Source organism: Blautia sp. OF09-25XD, from assembly GCF_003482095.1.
GTDB classification, from domain to species: Bacteria; Bacillota; Clostridia; order Lachnospirales; family Lachnospiraceae; genus Fusicatenibacter; species Fusicatenibacter saccharivorans.
The window spans coordinates 25,449-46,279 of record NZ_QUMG01000021.1; the positions used below are offsets into that span (position 1 = coordinate 25,449).

General features: G+C 48.5%; 16 protein-coding genes and 1 pseudogene. All 17 read left to right on the forward strand.

The genetic code is table 11. From position 1 onward, the window contains the following. Positions 1–365: 365 nt before the first annotated feature. The 17 genes and pseudogenes from thrS to recO all read left to right on the forward strand — a co-directional run bounded on the left by thrS (position 366) and on the right by recO (position 20,717). Positions 366–2,302 (forward strand): annotated as a pseudogene (gene thrS, locus DXA93_RS15090) (threonine--tRNA ligase). Positions 2,303–2,595: 293 nt separating this feature from the next. After that, complete coding sequence (locus DXA93_RS15095; protein ID WP_055221693.1) at positions 2,596–2,919, forward strand: DUF1540 domain-containing protein; 324 nt, start codon at positions 2,596–2,598, stop codon at positions 2,917–2,919. A gap of 308 nt (positions 2,920–3,227) precedes the next feature. Beyond that, positions 3,228–3,722, forward strand: coding sequence for a translation initiation factor IF-3 (infC, locus tag DXA93_RS15100; RefSeq protein ID WP_022461743.1), 495 nt, complete (start codon positions 3,228–3,230; stop codon positions 3,720–3,722). 35 nt (positions 3,723–3,757) lie between these two features. Beyond that, entirely contained in the window at positions 3,758–3,955 is a 198-nt protein-coding gene (gene rpmI / locus DXA93_RS15105) for a 50S ribosomal protein L35 (protein WP_022461742.1), read from the forward strand. Between the two features lie 49 nt (positions 3,956–4,004). Next, positions 4,005–4,361 carry a 50S ribosomal protein L20 gene (gene rplT / locus DXA93_RS15110; RefSeq protein WP_022461741.1) on the forward strand — a complete coding sequence of 119 codons (357 nt, stop codon included), beginning with the start codon at positions 4,005–4,007 and terminating at the stop codon, positions 4,359–4,361. A 95-nt stretch (positions 4,362–4,456) separates the two neighbouring features. Next, on the forward strand, positions 4,457–4,663 hold the full coding sequence (locus DXA93_RS18700) for a hypothetical protein (RefSeq protein WP_243109238.1): 207 nt from the start codon (positions 4,457–4,459) through the stop codon (positions 4,661–4,663). A gap of 100 nt (positions 4,664–4,763) precedes the next feature. Continuing rightward, the gene (locus DXA93_RS15115; RefSeq protein WP_243109239.1) at positions 4,764–5,606 is read left to right on the forward strand and encodes a DUF362 domain-containing protein; all 843 of its coding nucleotides are present in this window, start codon (positions 4,764–4,766) and stop codon (positions 5,604–5,606) included. Positions 5,607–5,695: 89 nt separating this feature from the next. Further along, on the forward strand, positions 5,696–6,133 hold the full coding sequence (locus DXA93_RS15120; protein ID WP_055221697.1) for a GatB/YqeY domain-containing protein: 438 nt from the start codon (positions 5,696–5,698) through the stop codon (positions 6,131–6,133). Further along, entirely contained in the window at positions 6,130–7,944 is a 1,815-nt protein-coding gene (locus DXA93_RS15125) for an ABC-F family ATP-binding cassette domain-containing protein (protein ID WP_119208653.1), read from the forward strand. Before DXA93_RS15120 ends, DXA93_RS15125 begins: the two co-directional genes overlap by 4 nt. A 304-nt stretch (positions 7,945–8,248) precedes the next feature. Further along, positions 8,249–11,800 carry a pyruvate:ferredoxin (flavodoxin) oxidoreductase gene (gene nifJ, locus DXA93_RS15130; protein ID WP_117760614.1) on the forward strand — a complete coding sequence of 1,184 codons (3,552 nt, stop codon included), beginning with the start codon at positions 8,249–8,251 and terminating at the stop codon, positions 11,798–11,800. 235 nt (positions 11,801–12,035) lie between these two features. Further along, entirely contained in the window at positions 12,036–12,476 is a 441-nt protein-coding gene (locus tag DXA93_RS15135; RefSeq protein WP_119208655.1) for a DUF4869 domain-containing protein, read from the forward strand. Between the two features lie 8 nt (positions 12,477–12,484). Further along, positions 12,485–13,462 carry a translation initiation factor 2 gene (locus DXA93_RS15140; RefSeq protein WP_119208657.1) on the forward strand — a complete coding sequence of 326 codons (978 nt, stop codon included), beginning with the start codon at positions 12,485–12,487 and terminating at the stop codon, positions 13,460–13,462. A 30-nt stretch (positions 13,463–13,492) separates the two neighbouring features. Next, positions 13,493–14,800: a putative ABC transporter permease gene (locus tag DXA93_RS15145; protein WP_119208659.1), complete on the forward strand. Its 1,308-nt coding sequence runs from the start codon at positions 13,493–13,495 to the stop codon at positions 14,798–14,800. Between the two features lie 226 nt (positions 14,801–15,026). Then, positions 15,027–15,992, forward strand: coding sequence for an SseB family protein (locus tag DXA93_RS15150; RefSeq protein WP_158581007.1), 966 nt, complete (start codon positions 15,027–15,029; stop codon positions 15,990–15,992). A 103-nt stretch (positions 15,993–16,095) separates the two neighbouring features. Beyond that, entirely contained in the window at positions 16,096–19,011 is a 2,916-nt protein-coding gene (locus tag DXA93_RS15155) for an insulinase family protein (protein ID WP_119208663.1), read from the forward strand. A gap of 19 nt (positions 19,012–19,030) precedes the next feature. Beyond that, positions 19,031–19,948, forward strand: a complete 918-nt coding sequence (gene era / locus DXA93_RS15160) for a GTPase Era (protein WP_055227900.1) — start codon at positions 19,031–19,033, stop codon at positions 19,946–19,948. Between the two features lie 25 nt (positions 19,949–19,973). Continuing rightward, positions 19,974–20,717 carry a DNA repair protein RecO gene (gene recO / locus DXA93_RS15165; RefSeq protein WP_119208665.1) on the forward strand — a complete coding sequence of 248 codons (744 nt, stop codon included), beginning with the start codon at positions 19,974–19,976 and terminating at the stop codon, positions 20,715–20,717. The last annotated feature ends 114 nt before the right edge of the window (positions 20,718–20,831 follow it).

Here is a 20,831-nt window from a genome sequence, read left to right on the forward strand (position 1 = left end):
CGCATTGGGTGATATAATCTAAAACTATCGGGAGCCAAAAAGCACCGAACACAAAAAACAAAGCGTAGAAGAGACGAGTAAATCACAGCGAATGTGACAGAGAGAAACCCCGTTTTGTGGTGCAAGGGTTTTAACAGGAACGTGATCGAAGACCAGCTCTGAGCGGCCCCAATCCGGCCCGGTGATTCCGTTATCGTCAAATGAAGTGGTTTGAAAAAACAAAATGGGTGGAACCGCGGTGAATGAAAATACATCGTCCCTTTTGACAGCATAAGCGTGTCAGAAGGGACTTTTTTGTTGCTGTAAAAAGTATAAAAATTCTGAAACACGCTTGCGAAAAATATACAAAGAAAGAGGTAAAGCAAATGATCATCACACTGAAAGATGGAAGTACCAAAGAGTACTCCGAACCGAAATCCATCATTGAGATCGCAGCAGACATCAGCGAAGGCCTTGCAAGAATGGCCTGTGCAGGTGAAGTAAACGGTGAAGTAGAAGATCTTCGTACCGTCATCGACAAGGACTGCAATCTTTCCATTCTGACCTTCAACGATGAAGGCGGAAAAGCAGCATTCCGTCACACCACATCCCATATCATGGCACAGGCAATCAAGAGACTGTACCCGGAGACCAAGCTTGCAATCGGACCGTCCATCGCAGACGGATTCTACTACGATATAGACAGAGAAACTCCACTCACCAGCGAAGACCTTGAAAAAATCGAAGCAGAAATGAAGAAAATTGTAAAAGAGGATCTGAAACTGGAGCGCTTCGAGCTGCCGAGAGCAGAAGCCATCGCTTCATGAAAGAAAAAGAAGAGCCATATAAAGTAGAACTGATCGAAGATCTGCCGGAAGACGCAGTCATCAGCTTCTATCGCCAGGGTGAATTCACGGACCTGTGCGCAGGCCCTCATCTGATGAGCACAAAGCCGGTCAAAGCCTTCAAACTGACCAGCCTTGCAGGCGCATACTGGAGAGGCAGCGAGAAAAACAAGATGCTGCAGAGAATCTACGGAACTGCATTCACAAAGAAAGCAGAGCTTGAAGAGTACCTCCACATGATCGAGGAAGCAAAAAAGCGTGACCACAGAAAACTCGGAAAAGAGCTCGGCCTGTTTATGATGAGTGAGGACGGCCCGGGATTCCCGTTCTTCCTTCCAAAAGGAATGGATCTGAAAAATGCACTGATGGATTACTGGCGTGAAATCCACAGAAAAGCAGGATACGTAGAAATCTCCACACCGATCATCCTGAACCGTCGCCTGTGGGAGACCTCCGGTCATTGGGATCACTACAAAGAAAACATGTATACCACCGTCATCGACGATGAAGATTATGCAATCAAACCGATGAACTGCCCGGGCGGCGTTCTCGTTTACAAATCCGAGCCTCGTTCCTACCGTGATCTGCCGCTGCGTCTGGCAGAGGTTGGCCTGGTACATCGTCATGAGAAATCCGGCCAGCTGCACGGCCTGATGCGTGTACGCTGCTTCAACCAGGATGATGCCCATATCTTCATGACACCGGAGCAGATCAAAGATGAAATCAAAGGCGTTGCAAACCTGATTGACCAGGTTTACAAACTGTTCGGATTCAAATATCACGTAGAGCTGTCCACCCGTCCGGAAGACAGCATGGGAAGCGATGAGGACTGGGAGGTAGCAACCGAAGGTCTCCGCGGCGCACTCGATGATCTTGGCCTTGACTATGTAGTCAACGAAGGCGACGGCGCATTCTATGGCCCGAAGATCGACTTCCATCTGGAAGACTCCATCGGAAGAACGTGGCAGTGCGGTACCATCCAGCTTGACTTCCAGCTGCCGCAGAGATTCGAACTGGAATACACAGGAGCAGACGGAGAGAAACATCGTCCGATTATGATCCACCGTGTTGTTTACGGTTCTGTTGAGCGTTTCATCGGTATCCTGATCGAGCACTTTGCAGGTGCATTCCCAACCTGGCTTGCACCGGTACAGGTAAAGGTTCTGCCAATCTCCGACAAATACGCAGATTACGGCAAGAAGGTTCTGGACGCCCTTCACGAGGCAGGCATCCGCGCAGAGATGGATACCCGTTCCGAGAAGATCGGATATAAGATCCGTGAGGCACAGGGACAGAAGATTCCATACATGCTGATCGCCGGAGCAAAAGAGGAAGAGGCAGGTCTTGTATCTGTCAGAAGCCGTTTTGCAGGTGATGAAGGCCAGAGAAGCCTGGAGCAGTTTATCGCAGATATCAAAGAAGAAATCGCAAGCCGCGTTAACCGCCCGGTTACTGTTGAAACAAAAGAAAATAAATAAGGTAGGTGTCAAAAAAATTGACACCTATGATACCAGATTGCTCCGTACTTCGTACTCCCGCAATCTTCAAAACATTCGTACTCCGCTCATTTTTCTTCGAAAAATGGCTACTTACTCATGTTTTGGCGTGTCCAAAATTTAAAAATCCTCGTGCAAGCTTTGCTTGCGTCGGATTTCCAAACTTTGGACACTGGTATTATCAAATAAATAAGGCATAAAAAATTACCTCTTGGAAATAATGGTTTCTATGCGGGCGAAACCGCAGAAAACTAAATTTCAGGAGGTAATTTATTATGCCAGCATTAAGTTGTTCCGCTATGACCTGTGTTTACAACCAGAACGAGCTCTGTTCCAAAGGAGATATCCGCGTAGGCGGAAGCGGAGCCAAAAGCTCCATGGAAACGTGCTGCGAGAGCTTCAAGGAGCGCGGTGAGGGCACGATGTCCAACTCCACCGGCTGCGGCTGTACGAAAATCGGTGTCGACTGCAAGGCGCAGAACTGTACCTTTAACGACAACTGTAAATGCGAAGCCGGAGATATCCATATCGCCGGAGACAGCGCATGCAGCTGCCAGGAAACCGAGTGCAGCTCCTTCCGCTGTGGCTGCGGGAAATAAATACGAAAAAATGCGAAAATCAGTATTGACAATAGGATGGGAGAGTGCTATACTGCAATAGTCTGAGAAAAAGAAAGTAGAGTATCCACTCTCACCCTAGCGCAAACACGCGACTACGGTTCAATATTGATCTTAAGTTCTCTTTGTGTAGAGATTTATGTACAATGTTAAGTGGATAGTCTGTCTATCCACTTTTCTTGCGTTATCAGTCAAATCCGGTCCGGTGAGCCGAGTTTGATTTCGTTACACCGCAAAAGCGGGAACACAGTCTTTTATAATGATGGAGGTGCACTACAATTAGCGAATTAATGATTAATGAGCAGATCAGAGACAGAGAAATTCGTCTGATCGGTCAGAACGGAGAACAGCTTGGAATTATGTCTGCCAGAGATGCGTACCTGAAAGCACAGGAAGCAGGTCTGGATCTTGTGAAAATTGCTCCGACAGCGAAACCGCCGGTTTGCAAAATTATCGACTACGGAAAGTACAGATATGAACTGGCCCGCAAGGAAAAAGAAGCAAAGAAAAAACAGAAAACAATTGAAATCAAGGAAGTTCGCCTTTCTCCAAACATTGACACCAATGATCTTAATACCAAAGTAGGTGCAGCCCGCAAGTTCATTACAAAGGGAGACAAAGTAAAAGTAACACTTCGTTTCCGCGGCCGTGAGATGGCACATATGAACAGTAGCAAATACATCCTCGATGAATTTGCAGAGAGTCTGTCCGATATTGCAACGGTTGACAAAGCGCCGAAGGTGGAAGGCAGAAGCATGACCATGTTTTTGACGGCTAAACGTTAAAATACATTTGAATCAATATCAAGGAGGAAATTAAAATGCCAAAGGTAAAAACAAGCAGAGCAGCTGCAAAGCGTTTTAAAACAACAGGAACAGGAAAATTAGTAAGAAATAAAGCTTACAAGAGCCATATCTTAACCAAGAAATCTCAGAAGAGAAAAAGAAACCTGAGAAAACAGACTACTGTTGATGCAACAAACGTAAAGAACATGAAGAAAATCTTACCTTACATGTAATTTTTGCAAGGTAGAGTTACGCCCAACAGATCAAGGAGGAAAATAAGAAATGGCAAGAATTAAAGGCGGCATGAACGCTAAGAAAAAACATAACAGAGTATTAAAACTGGCTAAAGGTTACAGAGGAGCCAGAAGCAAACAGTATAGAGTAGCAAAACAGTCCGTAATGCGCGCACTGACCAGCTCCTACGCAGGAAGAAAACAGAAAAAACGTCAGTTCCGTCAGCTGTGGATCGCTCGTATCAACGCAGCAGCAAGAATGAACGGTCTGTCCTACAGCAAATTTATGTATGGTCTGAAACTGGCAGGCGTTGAGCTGAACCGTAAAGTTCTGGCTGACATGGCAGTTAACGATGCAGAAGGATTTGCAACACTGGCTGAGCTTGCAAAAAGCAAAGTAGCATAAGTAAAAACATATTCTGTGTGAATATACGAAGAAGCTGTGAGAACCGGTAAGGGGATCGCAGCTTCTTTTGAAATATAGAAAAACATGAGGTGAATATGGAAAAAAGCAAAGTGGCAGTGGTTGCCTGTCCCGACTATGAGCCGGCGCGCGTAAAGGAAAGCCTGCAAAAGGGATTGGAAGCAATTGGCGGCCTGGAATCTCTGGTCGGAAAAGAAGAGAATATCTTATTAAAACCGAACCTCGTCCGCTCCGCAAAACGCGAACGTGCCGTCGTGACCGACCCGGAAGTCATGGATGCCTGATCACGATTTTGCAGGAAAATGGCTATGAGAATATTTCCTGCGGAGATTCCTGCGGCCTTGGCACCCCGGAGGCATTGCAAAAGAAGCCGGGCTGAAAGAGGTGCTGGAAAAACACAACGTTCCGCTGAAGGATTTCCTTACGAGCGAGCGCGTAGAAACCGCCGATGGCAAATTTCTGATGATTGCGAAAGATGCACTCGACTGCGACGCCCTCATCAGCGTCAGCAAAATGAAAACCCACGCGCTGGAACGCATCACCGGAGCTGTCAAGAACCAGTACGGCTGCATCAGCGGCGTCTACAAAAAACTCGGCCACACGCATTATCCGAACGCTGAGAGCTTCGCACACATGCTGATCGAGCTGAACCAGAAAGTCGCCCCGCGCCTCTATATCTGCGACGGCATCGTAGCAATGGAAGGCAATGGTCCGACTTCCGGCGACCCGGTTTCGATGGGAGTTCTTCTTATGTCCACCGATCCGATCGCACTGGATACCGTGTTCTGCCATCTGGTGAACCTCGATCCGTCGTATGTGCCGACAAATCTCTACGGGGAAACGCTCGGCCTTGGAACGTGGCACGACGACCGCATCGAAATCGTGACAGCGGATGGCACCATATCCGAGGAAGAACTGAAAAGAAAGTACGGAAATCCAAACTTCAACGTCGACCGCCGCAAAGCCCGCAAAAAAGGAGCCCTCGACCTGCTCGAGATCCTCGGGGTCTTCCAGAGCCGCCCCTATATCATAGAAGAAAAATGTAAAAAATGCGGCGTCTGCGTCGAGAGCTGCCCGGTGGAAGGGAAAGCCGTCCGCTTTGATAACGGCCGCAGAAATCCGCCGGTCTACGATTATAAAAAGTGCATCCGCTGTTTCTGCTGTCAGGAAATGTGCCCGCATCAGGCAATCCAGGTAAAGAAACACCGTCTGCCGTGGGGAAAATAAGGGAGCTATCCTACAAAGTGACTGGAAAAGCAAAAAGAGAAGTGTTATACTTGAAACCGGACAAAATTTAGTACAGGAGGAACAACACCATGGAATTAGAAACTTTAAGAAGTGATATGATAGCAGCAATGAAAGCCAAAGACAAAGCGAGAAAAGAGGCCATCTCTTCCTTGATCTCCGCAGCAAAGAAAGTAGCCATCGACGAGGGCTGCCGCGATGACATCAAACCGGAGCTGGTAGACCGCGTCATCTTAAAAGAGCTGAAGACCGTAAAAGAGCAGATCGATACCTGCCCGGCATCCCGTGAGGACTTAAAAGCAGAGTATCAGTTCCGCTATGACGTCATCAGCGAGTATGCACCGAAACAGATGAGTGCAGACGAAGTCAAAGCCTACATCCAGGAGAAATTCGCAGACGTTCTGGCAACCAAGAACAAAGGTGCCATCATGAAGGCCGTTATGGCAGATATGAAAGGTAAAGCAGACGGAAAAGTCATCAACCAGACCGTTGCAGAACTGTGCAAATGAATATCATCAACATCGAACACATCAGCAAACTGTTCGGCGATAAACTGATTTTTGACGATGCTTCCTTCGGCCTGCAGGAGGGCGACAAGGTCGGCATCGTCGGAATCAACGGAACCGGAAAATCCACGCTGCTGCGCATGGCAGCAGGAGAGGAGACCCCGGATTCCGGCCAGATTATCCGCCAGAACAACCTCAAAATGGCCTATCTTCCGCAGACACCGGAATTTCCAAAGGATGCCACCGTGCTGTCCTACGCCCTTTCCGGTGATGAGGAGGACTGGCAGGTGCAGAGCAACCTTGTACAGCTCGGTATCACCGAATACGACGCAAAACTCGACACCCTCTCGGGCGGCCAGCGCCGCAAGGTTGCCCTGGCAAAAGTGCTTGCGTCCGATTTTGACGTCCTGATCCTCGACGAGCCGACAAACCATCTCGACAATGCGATGCTCTCCTGGCTCGAGGATTACTTGAAAAATTACCGCGGAACCGTCTTTATGGTCACCCATGACCGTTATTTCCTGGATAAAGTGTCGAACCGCATCCTCGAAATCAGCCACGGAAAAATGTACAGCTACGATTCCAACTATTCCCGTTTTCTGGAACTGAAAGCTGAGCGCGAGGAGATGGAACTCGCCTCTGAACGGAAACGCCAGAGCATCCTGCGCATGGAACTCGAATGGGCGAAACGCGGCTGCCGCGCAAGAAGCACAAAACAGCGCGCCCGCCTGGAACGCCTTGAAGCACTCAAAAACGGCACCGCACCGACTGCGGACGCTGTTGTGGAGATGGATGCTGTCGAGACCCGCATGGGAAAGAAAACGATTGAATTCCATAACGTCAGCAAAGCCTTCGGCGATAAAACGCTGATGAAAGATTTCGAATACATCTTCCTGCGGAACCAGAGTGTCGGCATCATTGGCCCGAACGGCTGCGGAAAATCCACAATGCTGCGGATGATCACCGGAGAAGTCCTGCCGGATGCGGGAACCATCGAAATCGGCGACACGATCCGCATCGGCTATCTGGCACAGGAAGAGCCGGACATGGATACGAATCAGCGCGTGATCGACTACGTGAAAGATATCGCTGAGTATGTCCAGACCCGTGACGGCCGCATCAGCGCATCGCAGATGCTCGAACGCTTCCTGTTCACACCGGATATGCAGTACACCCCGATTTCCAAACTCTCCGGAGGCGAAAAACGGAGACTGTATCTCTTATCCGTCTTAGTGAGCGGCGCCAATGTTCTGATCCTCGACGAGCCGTCCAACAACGTTGATATCCCGACCCTGACCGTGCTTGAGGATTTCCTGAACACGTTCGTCGGCATCGTCATCACCGTTTCCCACGACCGCTATTTCCTGGATAACGTCGTGGACCGCATCTTCGAATTCGACGGAAACGGAAATCTTCTGCAGTACGAGGGCGGCTACACCGATTACCTCGAAGCAAAAGAACGCCGTTTCGGCGGAAGTGCGGAAGAAACGGCAAAAGCAGCGCCGTCCAAAACGTCCGCGGACGAACCTGCAAAGTCAAAGAACAATGACTGGAAGCAGAAACGTCCGACCCGCCTGAAATTTACGTTCAAAGAACAGCGCGAGTACGAGACCATCGATGACGATATCGCTGTACTCGAGGAAAAGATTGCATCGCTTGACGATCAGATGCTCAAAAACGCCACCAACTCTGCAAAGCTCGCCGAACTGATGGTGGAAAAAGAGAAGACCGAAGCTGCTCTGGAAGAAAAAACCGAGAGATGGGTTTATCTAACCGACCTCGCAGAACAGATTGAGGCGCAGAATCAGAAATAAAAGAAGCAAAGGAACTGTCCGCAGAAGAGAAAAAATATGCGGGTCGTTCCTTCTTTTTTTATCGAGAAATTCGACGCGGAATTACCAGAAGTTGTAAAAAACTTGTATTTTTCCCTGAACACCCACAGAAAATCTGGACAGAATGCCCAATCGGTGTTATAATTCAAATACTGGACATAGTGGCATTGCCATGCCCTTATCCGGGTTTTTCGAAGCGCGGAGGCAACCGAAACCCGGCAGAACACCAACCTGAGAAAAGCCAAAGTAATTTTTGGTCATCATTTTTTAAGGAGGATAAAATCAAATGGCTAGAAAGATGAAAACCATGGATGGTAACCAGGCTGCAGCACATGCGTCTTATGCGTATACCGACGTAGCAGCTATTTACCCAATTACCCCTTCATCCGTTATGGCGGAGCATACCGATGAGTGGGCAACCCAGGGAAGAAAGAACATTTTCGGACAGGAAGTTCAGGTAACTGAGATGCAGTCTGAGGCAGGAGCAGCAGGTGCAGTACACGGATCACTGGCAGCCGGAGCTCTTACCACAACCTACACCGCATCCCAGGGACTTCTTTTGATGATCCCGAACCTTTATAAAATTGCCGGCGAGCAGCTCCCGGGCGTATTCAACGTATCCGCTCGTGCCCTTGCAAGCCACGCACTTTCCATCTTCGGAGATCATTCAGACGTTTACGCCTGTCGTCAGACCGGAGTCGCAATGCTCTGCGAATCCAGCGTACAGGAGGTTATGGACCTGACACCGGTTGCACACTGTGCAGCACTGAAAGGCAAAGTTCCATTTATCAACTTCTTCGACGGATTCCGTACCTCCCACGAGATTCAGAAAATCGAGACATGGGATTACGAAGATCTGAAAGACATGGTAGATATGGATGCAGTAGATGCATTCCGTAAACATGCCCTGAACCCGAACCATCCGTGCCAGAGAGGATCCGCACAGAACCCGGATATCTTCTTCCAGGCAAGAGAAGCATGTAACCCGTACTACGATGCTCTTCCGGCAATCGTACAGGAGTACATGGACAAAGTAAACGAGAAAATCGGAACCGATTACAAACTGTTCAACTATTATGGAGCAGCAGACGCTGAGCACGTAATCATCGCTATGGGTTCTGTCTGCGATACCATCGAGGAGACCATCGATTACCTCGTAGCAGCAGGCAAGAAAGTCGGCGTTGTAAAGGTACGTCTGTACCGTCCGTTCTCCGCAGAAGCACTCATCAATGCAATTCCGGAGACTGTAAAACAGATTTCCGTTCTGGACAGAACAAAAGAGCCGGGATCTCTTGGCGAGCCTCTGTACCTGGACGTAGTAGCAGCATTAAAAGGCAGCAGATTCGAGAGCACACCGGTATTCACAGGCCGTTACGGACTTGGTTCCAAGGACACCACACCGGCTCAGATCGTTGCTGTATATGAAAATACAGAGAAACAGAGATTTACCATTGGTATCGTAGACGATGTTACCAATCTGTCTCTGCCGGTTGGCGCTCCTCTGGTAACAACTCCGGAAGGAACCATCAACTGCAAATTCTGGGGACTTGGCGCAGACGGTACCGTAGGTGCAAACAAGAACTCCATCAAGATCATCGGTGACAACACAGACATGTACGCACAGGCTTACTTCGACTATGACTCCAAAAAGTCCGGCGGTGTAACCATGTCTCACCTGCGTTTCGGAAAGAAACCGATCAAATCTACATACCTGATCCACAAAGCAAACTTTGTTGCATGCCACAATCCTTCCTATGTGAACAAATATCACATGGTAGAAGAGCTGGTAGACGGAGGAACCTTCCTTCTGAACTGCCCATGGGATGAAGCAGGCCTGGAAGAGCATCTGCCGGGACAGGTAAAAGCATTCATCGCAAACCACAACATTAAATTCTATGTGATCGACGGCGTTAAGATCGGTATCGAGACCGGCATGGGACCGACCCGTATCAACACCATTCTTCAGTCTGCATTCTTCAAGCTTGCGAAGATCATTCCGGAAGAAAAAGCCATCGAACTCATGAAAGCAGCAGCAAAAGCTACCTATGGCCGTAAAGGTGATGATGTCGTAGCAAAGAACTGGGCAGCAATCGATGAGGGTGCAAAACAGATCAAAGAAGTTGCAGTTCCGGAAAGCTGGAAAAATGCAGCAGACGAAGGTCTGACCACAACTCATGCAGAGAGCGGCCGCGCTGACGCTGTTAAATTCGTAAATACCATCCAGGCAAAAGTAACTTCCCAGGAAGGAAACAACCTGCCTGTATCCGCATTTGCAGACTACGTAGACGGAACAACTCCGTCCGGCACATCCGCATACGAGAAACGTGGTATCGCCGTAAACGTACCTGTATGGAATCCGGAAAACTGTATCCAGTGTAACAGATGTTCCTTCGTCTGCCCGCACGCTGTTATCCGTCCGGTTGCCATGACCGCAGAAGAAGCAGCAGCAGCTCCGGAAGGCATCCAGACCATGCCGATGACCGGTATGCCGGACTACACCTTCACAATGGCTATTTCCCAGCTTGACTGTACCGGATGTGGTTCCTGTGCAAACGTATGTCCGGGCAAGAAGGGTGTGAAAGCACTGGCTATGGAAAGCCTTGCAGCACACGAAGCAGAGCAGAAATACTTCGATTATGCAGCAGCTCTTCCAGAGAAGACAGACGTTGTAGCAAAATTCAAAGAGAATACCGTAAAGGGCAGCCAGTTCAAGAAACCGCTGCTTGAGTTCTCCGGCGCATGCGCAGGCTGCGGCGAGACTCCTTACGCAAAACTGATCACCCAGCTGTTTGGTGACAGAATGTACATCGCAAACGCAACAGGATGCTCCTCTATCTGGGGCAACTCCTCACCGTCCACTCCTTACACTGTAAACGAGAAAGGACAGGGCCCGGCATGGTCCAACTCCCTGTTCGAGGACAACGCAGAGTTCGGTTATGGTATGCTTCTTGCTCAGAAAGCAATCCGCGGCGGCCTGAAAGCCAAAGTTGAGGATGTTATGAACTCCGAGAAAGCTCCGGAAGAAGTAAAAGCAGCATGCAAAGAGTATCTGGATACCTTTGACTGCGGCGCTACCAACGGAACTGCAACCGAGAAACTTGTAGAAGCAATCAAAGACGCTGACTGCGACGTTTGCAGAGACATCGTTAAGAACAAAGACTTCCTCGCTAAGAAATCCCAGTGGATCTTCGGTGGCGACGGATGGGCTTACGATATCGGATTCGGCGGCGTAGACCACGTACTTGCCAGCGGAAAAGATATCAACGTAATGGTATTCGATACAGAGGTTTACTCCAACACAGGCGGACAGTCCTCCAAAGCTACTCCGACCGGTGCAGTTGCACAGTTCGCAGCAGGCGGTAAAGAAACCAAGAAGAAAGATATGGCAAGCATCGCAATGAGCTATGGCTATGTATACGTAGCACAGATCGCTATGGGCGCTGATTACAATCAGGCAGTCAAAGCAATCGCAGAGGCAGAGGCATATCCGGGACCGTCCCTCATTATCGCTTACGCTCCATGTATCAACCATGGTATCAAGAAAGGTATGAGCAAAGCACAGACCGAGGAGCAGCTCGCTGTTCAGACCGGATACTGGCATTGCTTCCGCTTCAACCCGGCACTCGCTGCAGAAGGCAAGAGCGCATTCACACTGGATTCCAAGGCTCCGTCAGGAGATTATCAGGAATTCCTGAATGGCGAGGTACGTTACAACTCTCTGAAACGTGCAAACCCGGCGAAAGCAGAAAGACTGTTCGGCAAGAACGAGCAGGAAGCAAAAGACCGTTACACTTACCTGAACAAACTCGTAAAACTGTACGGCGCAGAAGAAGAGTAATTCTTTTTCCTTAAAAAGAATTTGAAAAAGGAGAGAAGTCATACTTGAGAGAGTATGGCTTCTTTCTTTTTGGGAGAAAAAATGAATTAGCGACATTTGGCAATAGTTTTGTATCGTTTGTCAACATTTTTATCCCGGAAAATGTTGACAACGATACATTTGCGCAAGAAGGCTTTGAGATATGGTATAATGTGCGTATCACGATATAATGAGCGTTAGCGAGAGGAATTTTATTATGTTGAAAATATATCTTGGAGAAATGAAAGGTGCAATCTATCATCCGCCAACCTATTTTGATAATTGTTATGAAGATGAATGGCTGACCACGCCATTGGCAAAAGAAATGATCCGCGATGTGGATCGCTCGGAGGTAATCAGTGCGCATCTGATTGACAGCCCGGTGCTTGGTCCGATTCCACCGAAAGATTTATCCGGAGGAATCAAAACGTTGCTGCTGATGGCATACGATACAGACGGAAAGATCTTTAATGCCTCCGTATGTGGAGATAATTGTGCAAAATGGATTTTAAAATTAGGAGAGCAAAAGGATCTGACGATTAATCTGCATCATGTGATGCGGTTTGGCAAAGATCCTTTTGAAATCCTGATTTTAAATACAGGGACTATTGTGCGGAATATGTCCGAATTTGTAGATGTTGCCGAGGCTTATGTATAGGTGGATGTATGAAGGGAAAGAAAAGAGTTATTATTCAAAATAACAGAGTTCATTATGAATTTGTGATAAAGCGTAATATTACAATCATCCAGGGGGATAGTGCATCAGGAAAAACAACACTGGTAAATATGATCCGGCAGGCAGAAAATTTAGGGGAGTCCAGCGGAATCAACGTTTCCTGTGAAGTACCGTGCAGAGTGCTGGAAGGTGTTAATTGGAAAATTATTTTGGAAAACAGCCGGGAAAGCATCTTTTTCATAGACGAGGAGAATTATTTTATAAAAACAGAAGAATTTGCTTCTGCCATACGGGGTTCAGAAAACTATTTTGTATTGATTACGAGAGAAAACTTATATAATTTGTCGTATAGTGTAGAAGAGATTTATGGATTGCATGTTTCCGGAAAATACAGAGATACCAGAAAAATATATCAGAAAATGTATCAGATCTATCCCAAAACAGCACGGCTTCCTGTTAGAGTACAAAAAATAATTACGGAAGATTCCAATTCTGGGTATCAATTTTTTGAAAATGTATGTGCAGAAAGGAATATTACATGTGAAAGCGCTGGTGGAAAAACAAAAATACCGGAAATGATCGGCAAGGCAGGAACAGAAGAAACCTGTATTATTGCGGACGGTGCTGCAATTGGAGCAGAAATGAATCTTCTCAGCAATAAAATAGAGGAAAAACAGAACGTACATTTATATTTACCGGAGTCTTTTGAATGGCTGATTTTAAATTCAGATCTTTTACAGGACAAAGAGGTTCGTAAAATTCTGGAAAATCCAGAAGATTATATCGACAGCACAGAGTTTTTTAGCTGGGAACAATATTTTACAAAATTGCTGATTCAGAAAACAGAAGGAACATATTTGCAGTATAAAAAAGCAAAATTAAATCCATCTTATTTGCAGGATAAAAATAAAAACAAAATACTGGAGAGTATACAAGGGATTCAGTGGAAAATAAAATCCTTAAAATAGCAAAAATAATGAAAGAATAGAGAGAAGAACATGAACTATACAATTTATGACTATCTCGGCCTGTTTTTCTTTTACGCCTTCCTTGGATGGCTTCTGGAAACTTCTGTGGCCGCGATCCGGAAAAAACATATGGTAAACAGAGGATTCTTAAATGGTCCGCTCTGCGCCATCTATGGAATCACAGCTGTCTTTATGACACGTTATCTGTATGAACTGCAGTCAAGCCCCGTCTTTTTGTTCCTTGGCTGTATGATTATCGCTACCGCAGCCGAGTGGCTGGCCGGTCACGCGCTGGAACGCATTGGCCATGGCAAATGGTGGGACTATTCCAATAAAAAATGGAACATGGACGGCTATATCTGCCTCCAGTATTCTGTACTCTGGGGAATTTTAGGACTGCTTGCCATGAAAATCGGCAATCGCCTCTGCTTTACAGTTCTTCATTTAATTCCGGCCGGTTTCCTGCATATCACATCCTGGATTCTCTTTGGTATATTGGTAGTAGATGCCGTCGGTTCCTATGCTGTTCTGCACCACATCACGAAAAAAATGCCGCGGATCAGCGCTATGAACGATCAGATCGACGCCTTCACCAGACGCCTTTCTGTCCGTGTTTACCGCTATCTGGAGCGTCGTGTGGAACGTGCCTATCCGGCCGTACAGCCAGTTCCGGAGAAAAAAGAGAAAACAGAAACCGGCGTATTTGCCGAAGGATGCAGCTTTTACAAAATCGTTCTTCTCTTCATCATCGGCGCATTTTTGGGCGATATTACAGAAACCATATTCTGCCGCATCACCGCCGGTGTCTGGATGAGCCGCAGCAGCCTTGTCTGGGGCCCGTTCAGCATCGTCTGGGGCCTGGCCATCGCCCTCGCTACCTGGTTCCTCTACAACTACCGCGACCGCTCCGATGGATTCCTGTTTGCCTTTGGTACCTTCCTCGGCGGAGCCTACGAATACATCTGCAGTGTGTTCACCGAAATCGTATTCGGAAAAGTCTTCTGGGACTACAGCGACATTCCCTTCAACCTCGGAGGCCGTATCAACCTCCTGTACTGTTTCTTCTGGGGAATAGCCGCCGTCGTCTGGCTCAAAAAATTCTATCCTGTCATTTCGCGCTGGATTGAAAAAATCCCGATGAAATTCGGAAAAATCATCACTTGGATCCTGATTGTGTTCATGGTGGCCAACATGTTCGTATCTACCCTTGCTCTCGCCCGATACGACGAACGCGCCCACCAAAAGCCCGCTGCTAATGCCATCGAGCAGACCATAGATGCCCATTTCCCGGACGCCCGAATGGAAAAAATCTACCCCAATGCCAAAGCGATTAACTAGAATGTGTTAAAAAACAATTCCGTAGTCTGCACGCCCCAATTACAGACTACGAAAAGCCCTCTCCCTCCGTCATGCAAAGTCAGGCCCCGTTTCGACAGCTTTGGTCTGCGCGGTCCGTTACCCCCAAAGAAAACCTTTGGCAACCCACCAAAAGTATGATATAATGTCACATAGATATTTTGGGGATACCATATCCTCTAAGAGCGAAGAAAGGACTCAACCACAAATGACAGTAGACAACAGCTTCACCATGAAGAAATTCCAGAGCATGGAAATCATCTATGTGACCTTTTCCCAGATCACAAAACTCCCATACGTAGAGTGCGATCCGGAAACCTTTGATGATCAGGTATACATGTTTACCGAAGAAGAAGCAGCCAAGGAGTTTGCAAAATCCTATGTAGAAAAGAACACCCCGCTGCTCACCGTAAAAGTCCTGCGCAAGCAGATGCCGAACTTCTATATGGGCCTCTACGCCGAAGGCGTCAATATGGTCATCTTCCACGAAGGCGACCAGACCCGCCGCATCGAGCTCGAGCAGATCTTCCCGAAACCAGACATGGAGAAAATGAACAAACAGCACCTCCCGGTTCTGAACCCGGGCGTACAGCTCACCGTCGTATACTTTCTGCAGGAACTCAGAAAACCAAACCAGAGAAGAGACGATGCCGAGCGCATGCAGCACCTGCGTGAACTCGAAGAAGAAATGCTTGTCAATCTGATGCGAAGCAAATTCATCCTTGCCATCGACATCTCCCAGGTACAGGGCGAATTCGATCCGGCCAACCCGGGACCAGACGTGCGCATCCCGTACATCAAAAACCAGAACGAAGACATCTTCCAGCCGCTGTTTTCCGATATCGGTGAATTCCAGAAATTCCGTCCGGATCCGCAGGCAAAACTCCGTCTGGCAGCCATCCCGTTTCAGCACCTTCTGCCGTACCTGATGAAACAGGCCAAAGGCTTCGTCATCAACCCGTCCGGCTTCAACCTTCTGTTGACCAGAGAACAGCTCCAGAGAATCATGGGAGCCCAGGCACAGAGCGTCCGCCCGAACCTTGAGGCAATGATGGCACAGGCCGCTGCAGCACAGGCACAGAAAAATGCACAGAACAACGCTGCAAACGACGAAGTAAAAGAACACGTCGACGAGACAGAGAACACCGCAGCAGAAACCGACAACGAAGAATAAAACCGACAGGGCCGCAGAAAATCCCAGCAAACGGGCACTGCGGTCCGTTTTTGACTGCATAAAACCGGAAATAATAAAGAAAAACAAGAAAGGATATACAAAAATGAACGCAGAACATTGCAAAGCCTATACCCTGCTGCAGGAACAGCAGATTGACGATATCCATGCACACGGCTACCTCCTCCGTCACAACAAGAGCGGTGCCCGCGTGCTCCTTCTCGAAAACGAAGATGACAACAAAGTCTTCAACATCGCGTTCCGTACCCCGCCGGCCGACAGCACCGGCGTAGCCCACATCCTCGAGCACAGCGTCCTCTGCGGCTCCCGCGAATTCCCGTTAAAGGATCCCTTCGTAGAACTCGTCAAAGGATCCCTGAACACGTTCTTAAATGCTATGACCTACCCGGATAAAACCATGTACCCGGTAGCCAGCACCAACGATGCCGACTTCCAGAACCTGATGCATGTCTACATGGACGCCGTATTCTACCCAAACATTTACAAACACGACGAAATCTTCCGTCAGGAAGGCTGGAGCTATCATCTGGAAAGCGAAGACGGCCCGCTGACCTACAACGGTGTTGTATACAACGAGATGAAAGGAGCCTTCTCCTCCGCAGACGATGTCCTGGAGCGTGAAACCTTCAACACCCTGTTCCCGGACACTCCGTACGGCGTAGAATCCGGCGGAGATCCGTCCTGCATCCCGAACCTGACCTACGAAAACTTCCTGAATTTCCATCAGACCTATTACCATCCGTCCAACAGCTATATCTACCTGTACGGAAACATGGATATGGAAGAAAAACTGGCATGGATGGATGAAAAATACCTGTCCCATTTTGATGTAAAAGAAGTAAAATCCGAAATTCCGTATCAGAAACCATTTGCAGAGACCCTCGACATTGTACACGAGTACCCGGTACTCGATGGCGATCCGCTTGAAAACAATGCGTACCTGTCCTACAACATGGTCATCGGCAGCGGTCTGGATGTAAAATTAAACGTGGCATTTTCTGTTCTGGAGTATGCACTCCTTGACGCACCGGGAGCCCCGGTCAAACAGGCACTCCTTGACGCACACATCGGAAAAGATGTTTACGGCTCCTACGAGGACGGCATCCTGCAGCCATTCTTCTCCATCGTAGCCAAGAACGCCGATGAAAATGAGAAAGAAAAATTCCTGTCCATCATCCGCGGCACCCTCGAGGATATCGTGAAAAACGGCATGGATCAGAAAGCCATCGAGGCAGGCATCAACTATTTCGAATTCCGTTTCCGTGAGGCGGACTTCTCCAGCTTCCCGAAGGGCCTGATGTACGGCATTGACGTCTTCGACAGCTGGCTGTACGACGAGAACAAACCGTTCGCCTACCTGCAGCAGCTTGCGATCTACGATGAGCTGAAAAAACTGGCAAAAGAAGGCTATTTCGAAGACCTGATCCAGACGTATCTGCTGGACAACACCCATGCCTCCATCGTGACCCTCATTCCAAAGACTGGTCTTGCCGCAGAAAATGATGCAAAGACCGCAGAAAAACTGCAGAAATACAAAGAGAGCCTGTCAAAAGAAGAGATCGAGAAAATCATTGCTGACACCAAAGAGCTGGCAGCATATCAGGAAGAAGAGGAGAGCGAGGAAGCACTCGAGACGATTCCGCTCCTGAAACGAAGCGATATCAAACGTGAGTCTGTCAAACTTTACAATGACGAGCATGAAGTCGATGGAACGACGGTTCTTCATCACAACGTATTCACGAACGGCATCGGTTACTTAAGCTTGCTGTTTGATACGAAAAATGTGCCGAACGATCTGATCCCGTACATGGGCGTATTAAAATCCGTTCTCGGCTATGTGGACACCGAACACTACACCTACGGCGAACTGTTCAACGAGATCAATGCACAGACCGGCGGCATCAACTGCGGACTGCAGGTATTCCGCATTCCGGAAAATGATGACGACTGCTGCAGAATGTTCGGCATCCGCGCGAAATTCCTGTACGACAAACTGGATTTCGTCATGAAAATGATCGAGGAAATCCTGAACACCTCCCGCCTGGGTGACGAGAAACGTCTTCACGAGATCATCTCCAGCATGAAATCCGGCCTGCAGAACCGCCTGTCTTCCGCCGGAAATGCAACGGCTGTGATGCGTGCAGCTTCCTATTACTCCCCGATGAGCAATTTCCAGGACCGCATCGCAGGCATCGGCTTCTACCAGCTCTTAAAAGATCTGGACGAGAACTTCGATGAGAAAAAAGCAGAACTGATTAAAAATCTGCAGACCCTGATGAAATACATCTTCCGCAAAGAGAATCTGACCGTCTCCTATACCGCAGACGAGACAGGCTACGCACCGCTGGAAGAAAAAATCGCAGCATTCAAAGAGAATCTGTACACCGACGAAGTGGAGCCGGGCAGCATTGTGTATGACTTTGAACAGAAAAACGAAGCCTTCCAGACCTCCGGCCAGGTACAGTACGTGGCACTCTGTGGAAACTTCGAGCGCGAAGGCTACGACTACACAGGAGCCCTGCGCATCCTGCGTGTCATGCTGAGCTATGACTATCTGTGGATCAACATCCGCGTCAAAGGCGGCGCTTACGGCTGCGGCGGAGCTTTCGGAAGAGGCGGAAACGCGTGCATTTCTTCCTACCGTGACCCGAACGTCGGAAGAACCCTTGAAGTATACCGCGGTATCGGCGATTACGTGCGCAATTTCGAAGCAGACGAGCGCCAGATGACCAAATACATCATCGGAACGATCAGCGAACTCGACGTCCCGATGAACCCGTCCGCAAAAGGCCAGACCTCCGAGAGCGCATGGTTCAACGGCATCACCGAAGCAGACTTCCAGCAGGAGAGAGATCAGATCCTCGATGCAACCCTGTATGACATTCATGCACTGGCAGACCTTGTAGATGCAGCCTTAAAACAGAACAACATCTGCGTTGTCGGAAGCGAAGCAGCCATTCAGAAAGAGAAAGAACTGTTTAAGAACGTAGAGAACTTATAAATGAGGAGAAGAGACAGCAATGGAAAACAATGCAAATTATAAATCCGGCTTTGTAGCCCTGATCGGCCGTCCGAACGTGGGAAAATCCACGCTGATGAACCACCTGATCGGACAGAAGATTGCGATTACATCCAAGAAACCGCAGACCACCCGTAACCGCATCCAGACCGTTTATACGTGTGACGAGGGACAGATCGTGTTCCTCGACACACCGGGTATCCACAAGGCGAAAAATAAGCTCGGCGAGTACATGGTCGATGTAGCTGAGAAAACGTTAAAAGAAGTCGATGTGATTCTCTGGCTGGTAGAGCCGAGCAACTTCATCGGAGCAGGAGAGCGCCATATCGCAGAGATCCTGGAGAAAGTCAATGCGCCGGTCATCCTCATTATCAACAAGACCGATACCGTGGAGAAAGACAAAATCCTGGAATTCATCGATACGTACCGCAAGCTGTTCCAGTTTGCCGAGATCATTCCGTGCTCGGCACTCCGCCATCAGAACACCGATGACATCATTCCGAGCATCTTCAAATATCTGCCGTACGGCCCGCAGTTCTACGATGAGGACACCATCACCGATCAGCCGATGCGCCAGATCGTGGCTGAGATCATCCGCGAGAAAGCACTGTACGCCTTAAACGAAGAGATCCCGCACGGCATCGCCGTTGTGATCGACCAGATGAAAGACCGCCCGAACGGAAAAATCGTTGATATTGATGCGACCATCATCTGCGAGCGCGATTCCCACAAGGGCATCATCATCGGAAAACAGGGCGCGATGCTCAAGAAGATCGGAAGCAACGCGCGGTATGAGCTGGAGCAGATGCTGGAGCAGAAAGTCAATCTGAAGCTCTGGGTCAAAGTCAAAAAAGACTGGCGCGACAGCGATTTCCTTGTGAAGAACTTCGGATATGATAAAAAGAAACTCGATTTATAATATTGCATTATAATAAGGAAGAAACATGCGAGAACCAATCAATGTAAGCGGAATGGTATTATCCGCCTCCCCGGTCGGAGAGTATGACAAGCGCGTCGTGATCCTGACCCGGGAGCTCGGCAAAATCACTGCCTTCGCGCGCGGCGCCCGCCGCATGAAAAGCCCGCTGATGGCCGTCTCCAATCCGTTCGTCTTCGGCGAGTTTCAGGTCTACGAGGGCCGTGACAGCTACACCCTCTCCGGCGCAAACATTAAAGAATACTTCCTCGACCTGGCGCAGATGCAGCCCGGCGTTTATTACGGCTTTTATTTTCTGGAACTGGCCGAATATTTCGGCCAGGAAGGAAACGATGAAACCCAGATGCTGAACCTTCTGTACGTGACGATGAACGCCATCCGCCGCGGAAAACAGGATCTCCGCCTGATCCGGTGCATCTTCGAACTGCGGACGATCACAATCAGCGGAGAAGCACCGCAGATGTTCTCCTGCATGGAGTGCGGCACGAAAGAAAACCTGACCGTTTTCTCCCCACGCGACAGCGCCATCTACTGCCAAAACTGCGGAAAAACCATCAAAGATCCATGGCCGCTGCAGCCGGGCACCGTGCTGGCATGCCGCTATATCATTGCGGCACCGCTGGAGAAGTTGTATGGGTTTACGGTGAACGAGGAGATTCTCGATGAGCTCGAAAGACTGCTGCGTGCTTACCTGCATCGGTATGTTGAGAAAAAAATGAAAACGCTGCAAATATTGGACTTGATGAAGTAATAGAAAATGAAATATTTTACAAAAATGTGAAAAAAGTATGTCCAAAAAGCTGTCCACATCTTTACAAATAGGTAGAGATGGGATAAAATGTTTGGGATAAAGAAAAACAGCTTC

What these genes read in the sequence shown, in the direction of transcription:
- DXA93_RS15150 (WP_158581007.1), top strand. Translation starts at nt 15,027, where the DNA reads ATGACAGTAGACAACAGCTTCACCATGAAGAAATTCCAGAGCATGGAA.
- DXA93_RS15095 (WP_055221693.1), top strand. Translation starts at nt 2,596, where the DNA reads ATGCCAGCATTAAGTTGTTCCGCTATGACCTGTGTTTACAACCAGAAC.
- rplT (WP_022461741.1), top strand. Translation starts at nt 4,005, where the DNA reads ATGGCAAGAATTAAAGGCGGCATGAACGCTAAGAAAAAACATAACAGA.
- DXA93_RS15135 (WP_119208655.1), top strand. Translation starts at nt 12,036, where the DNA reads ATGTTGAAAATATATCTTGGAGAAATGAAAGGTGCAATCTATCATCCG.
- DXA93_RS15145 (WP_119208659.1), top strand. Translation starts at nt 13,493, where the DNA reads ATGAACTATACAATTTATGACTATCTCGGCCTGTTTTTCTTTTACGCC.
- DXA93_RS15155 (WP_119208663.1), top strand. Translation starts at nt 16,096, where the DNA reads ATGAACGCAGAACATTGCAAAGCCTATACCCTGCTGCAGGAACAGCAG.
- nifJ (WP_117760614.1), top strand. Translation starts at nt 8,249, where the DNA reads ATGGCTAGAAAGATGAAAACCATGGATGGTAACCAGGCTGCAGCACAT.
- recO (WP_119208665.1), top strand. Translation starts at nt 19,974, where the DNA reads ATGCGAGAACCAATCAATGTAAGCGGAATGGTATTATCCGCCTCCCCG.
- infC (WP_022461743.1), top strand. Translation starts at nt 3,228, where the DNA reads ATGATTAATGAGCAGATCAGAGACAGAGAAATTCGTCTGATCGGTCAG.
- DXA93_RS15120 (WP_055221697.1), top strand. Translation starts at nt 5,696, where the DNA reads ATGGAATTAGAAACTTTAAGAAGTGATATGATAGCAGCAATGAAAGCC.
- DXA93_RS15140 (WP_119208657.1), top strand. Translation starts at nt 12,485, where the DNA reads ATGAAGGGAAAGAAAAGAGTTATTATTCAAAATAACAGAGTTCATTAT.
- era (WP_055227900.1), top strand. Translation starts at nt 19,031, where the DNA reads ATGGAAAACAATGCAAATTATAAATCCGGCTTTGTAGCCCTGATCGGC.
- rpmI (WP_022461742.1), top strand. Translation starts at nt 3,758, where the DNA reads ATGCCAAAGGTAAAAACAAGCAGAGCAGCTGCAAAGCGTTTTAAAACA.
- DXA93_RS18700 (WP_243109238.1), top strand. Translation starts at nt 4,457, where the DNA reads ATGGAAAAAAGCAAAGTGGCAGTGGTTGCCTGTCCCGACTATGAGCCG.
- DXA93_RS15125 (WP_119208653.1), top strand. Translation starts at nt 6,130, where the DNA reads ATGAATATCATCAACATCGAACACATCAGCAAACTGTTCGGCGATAAA.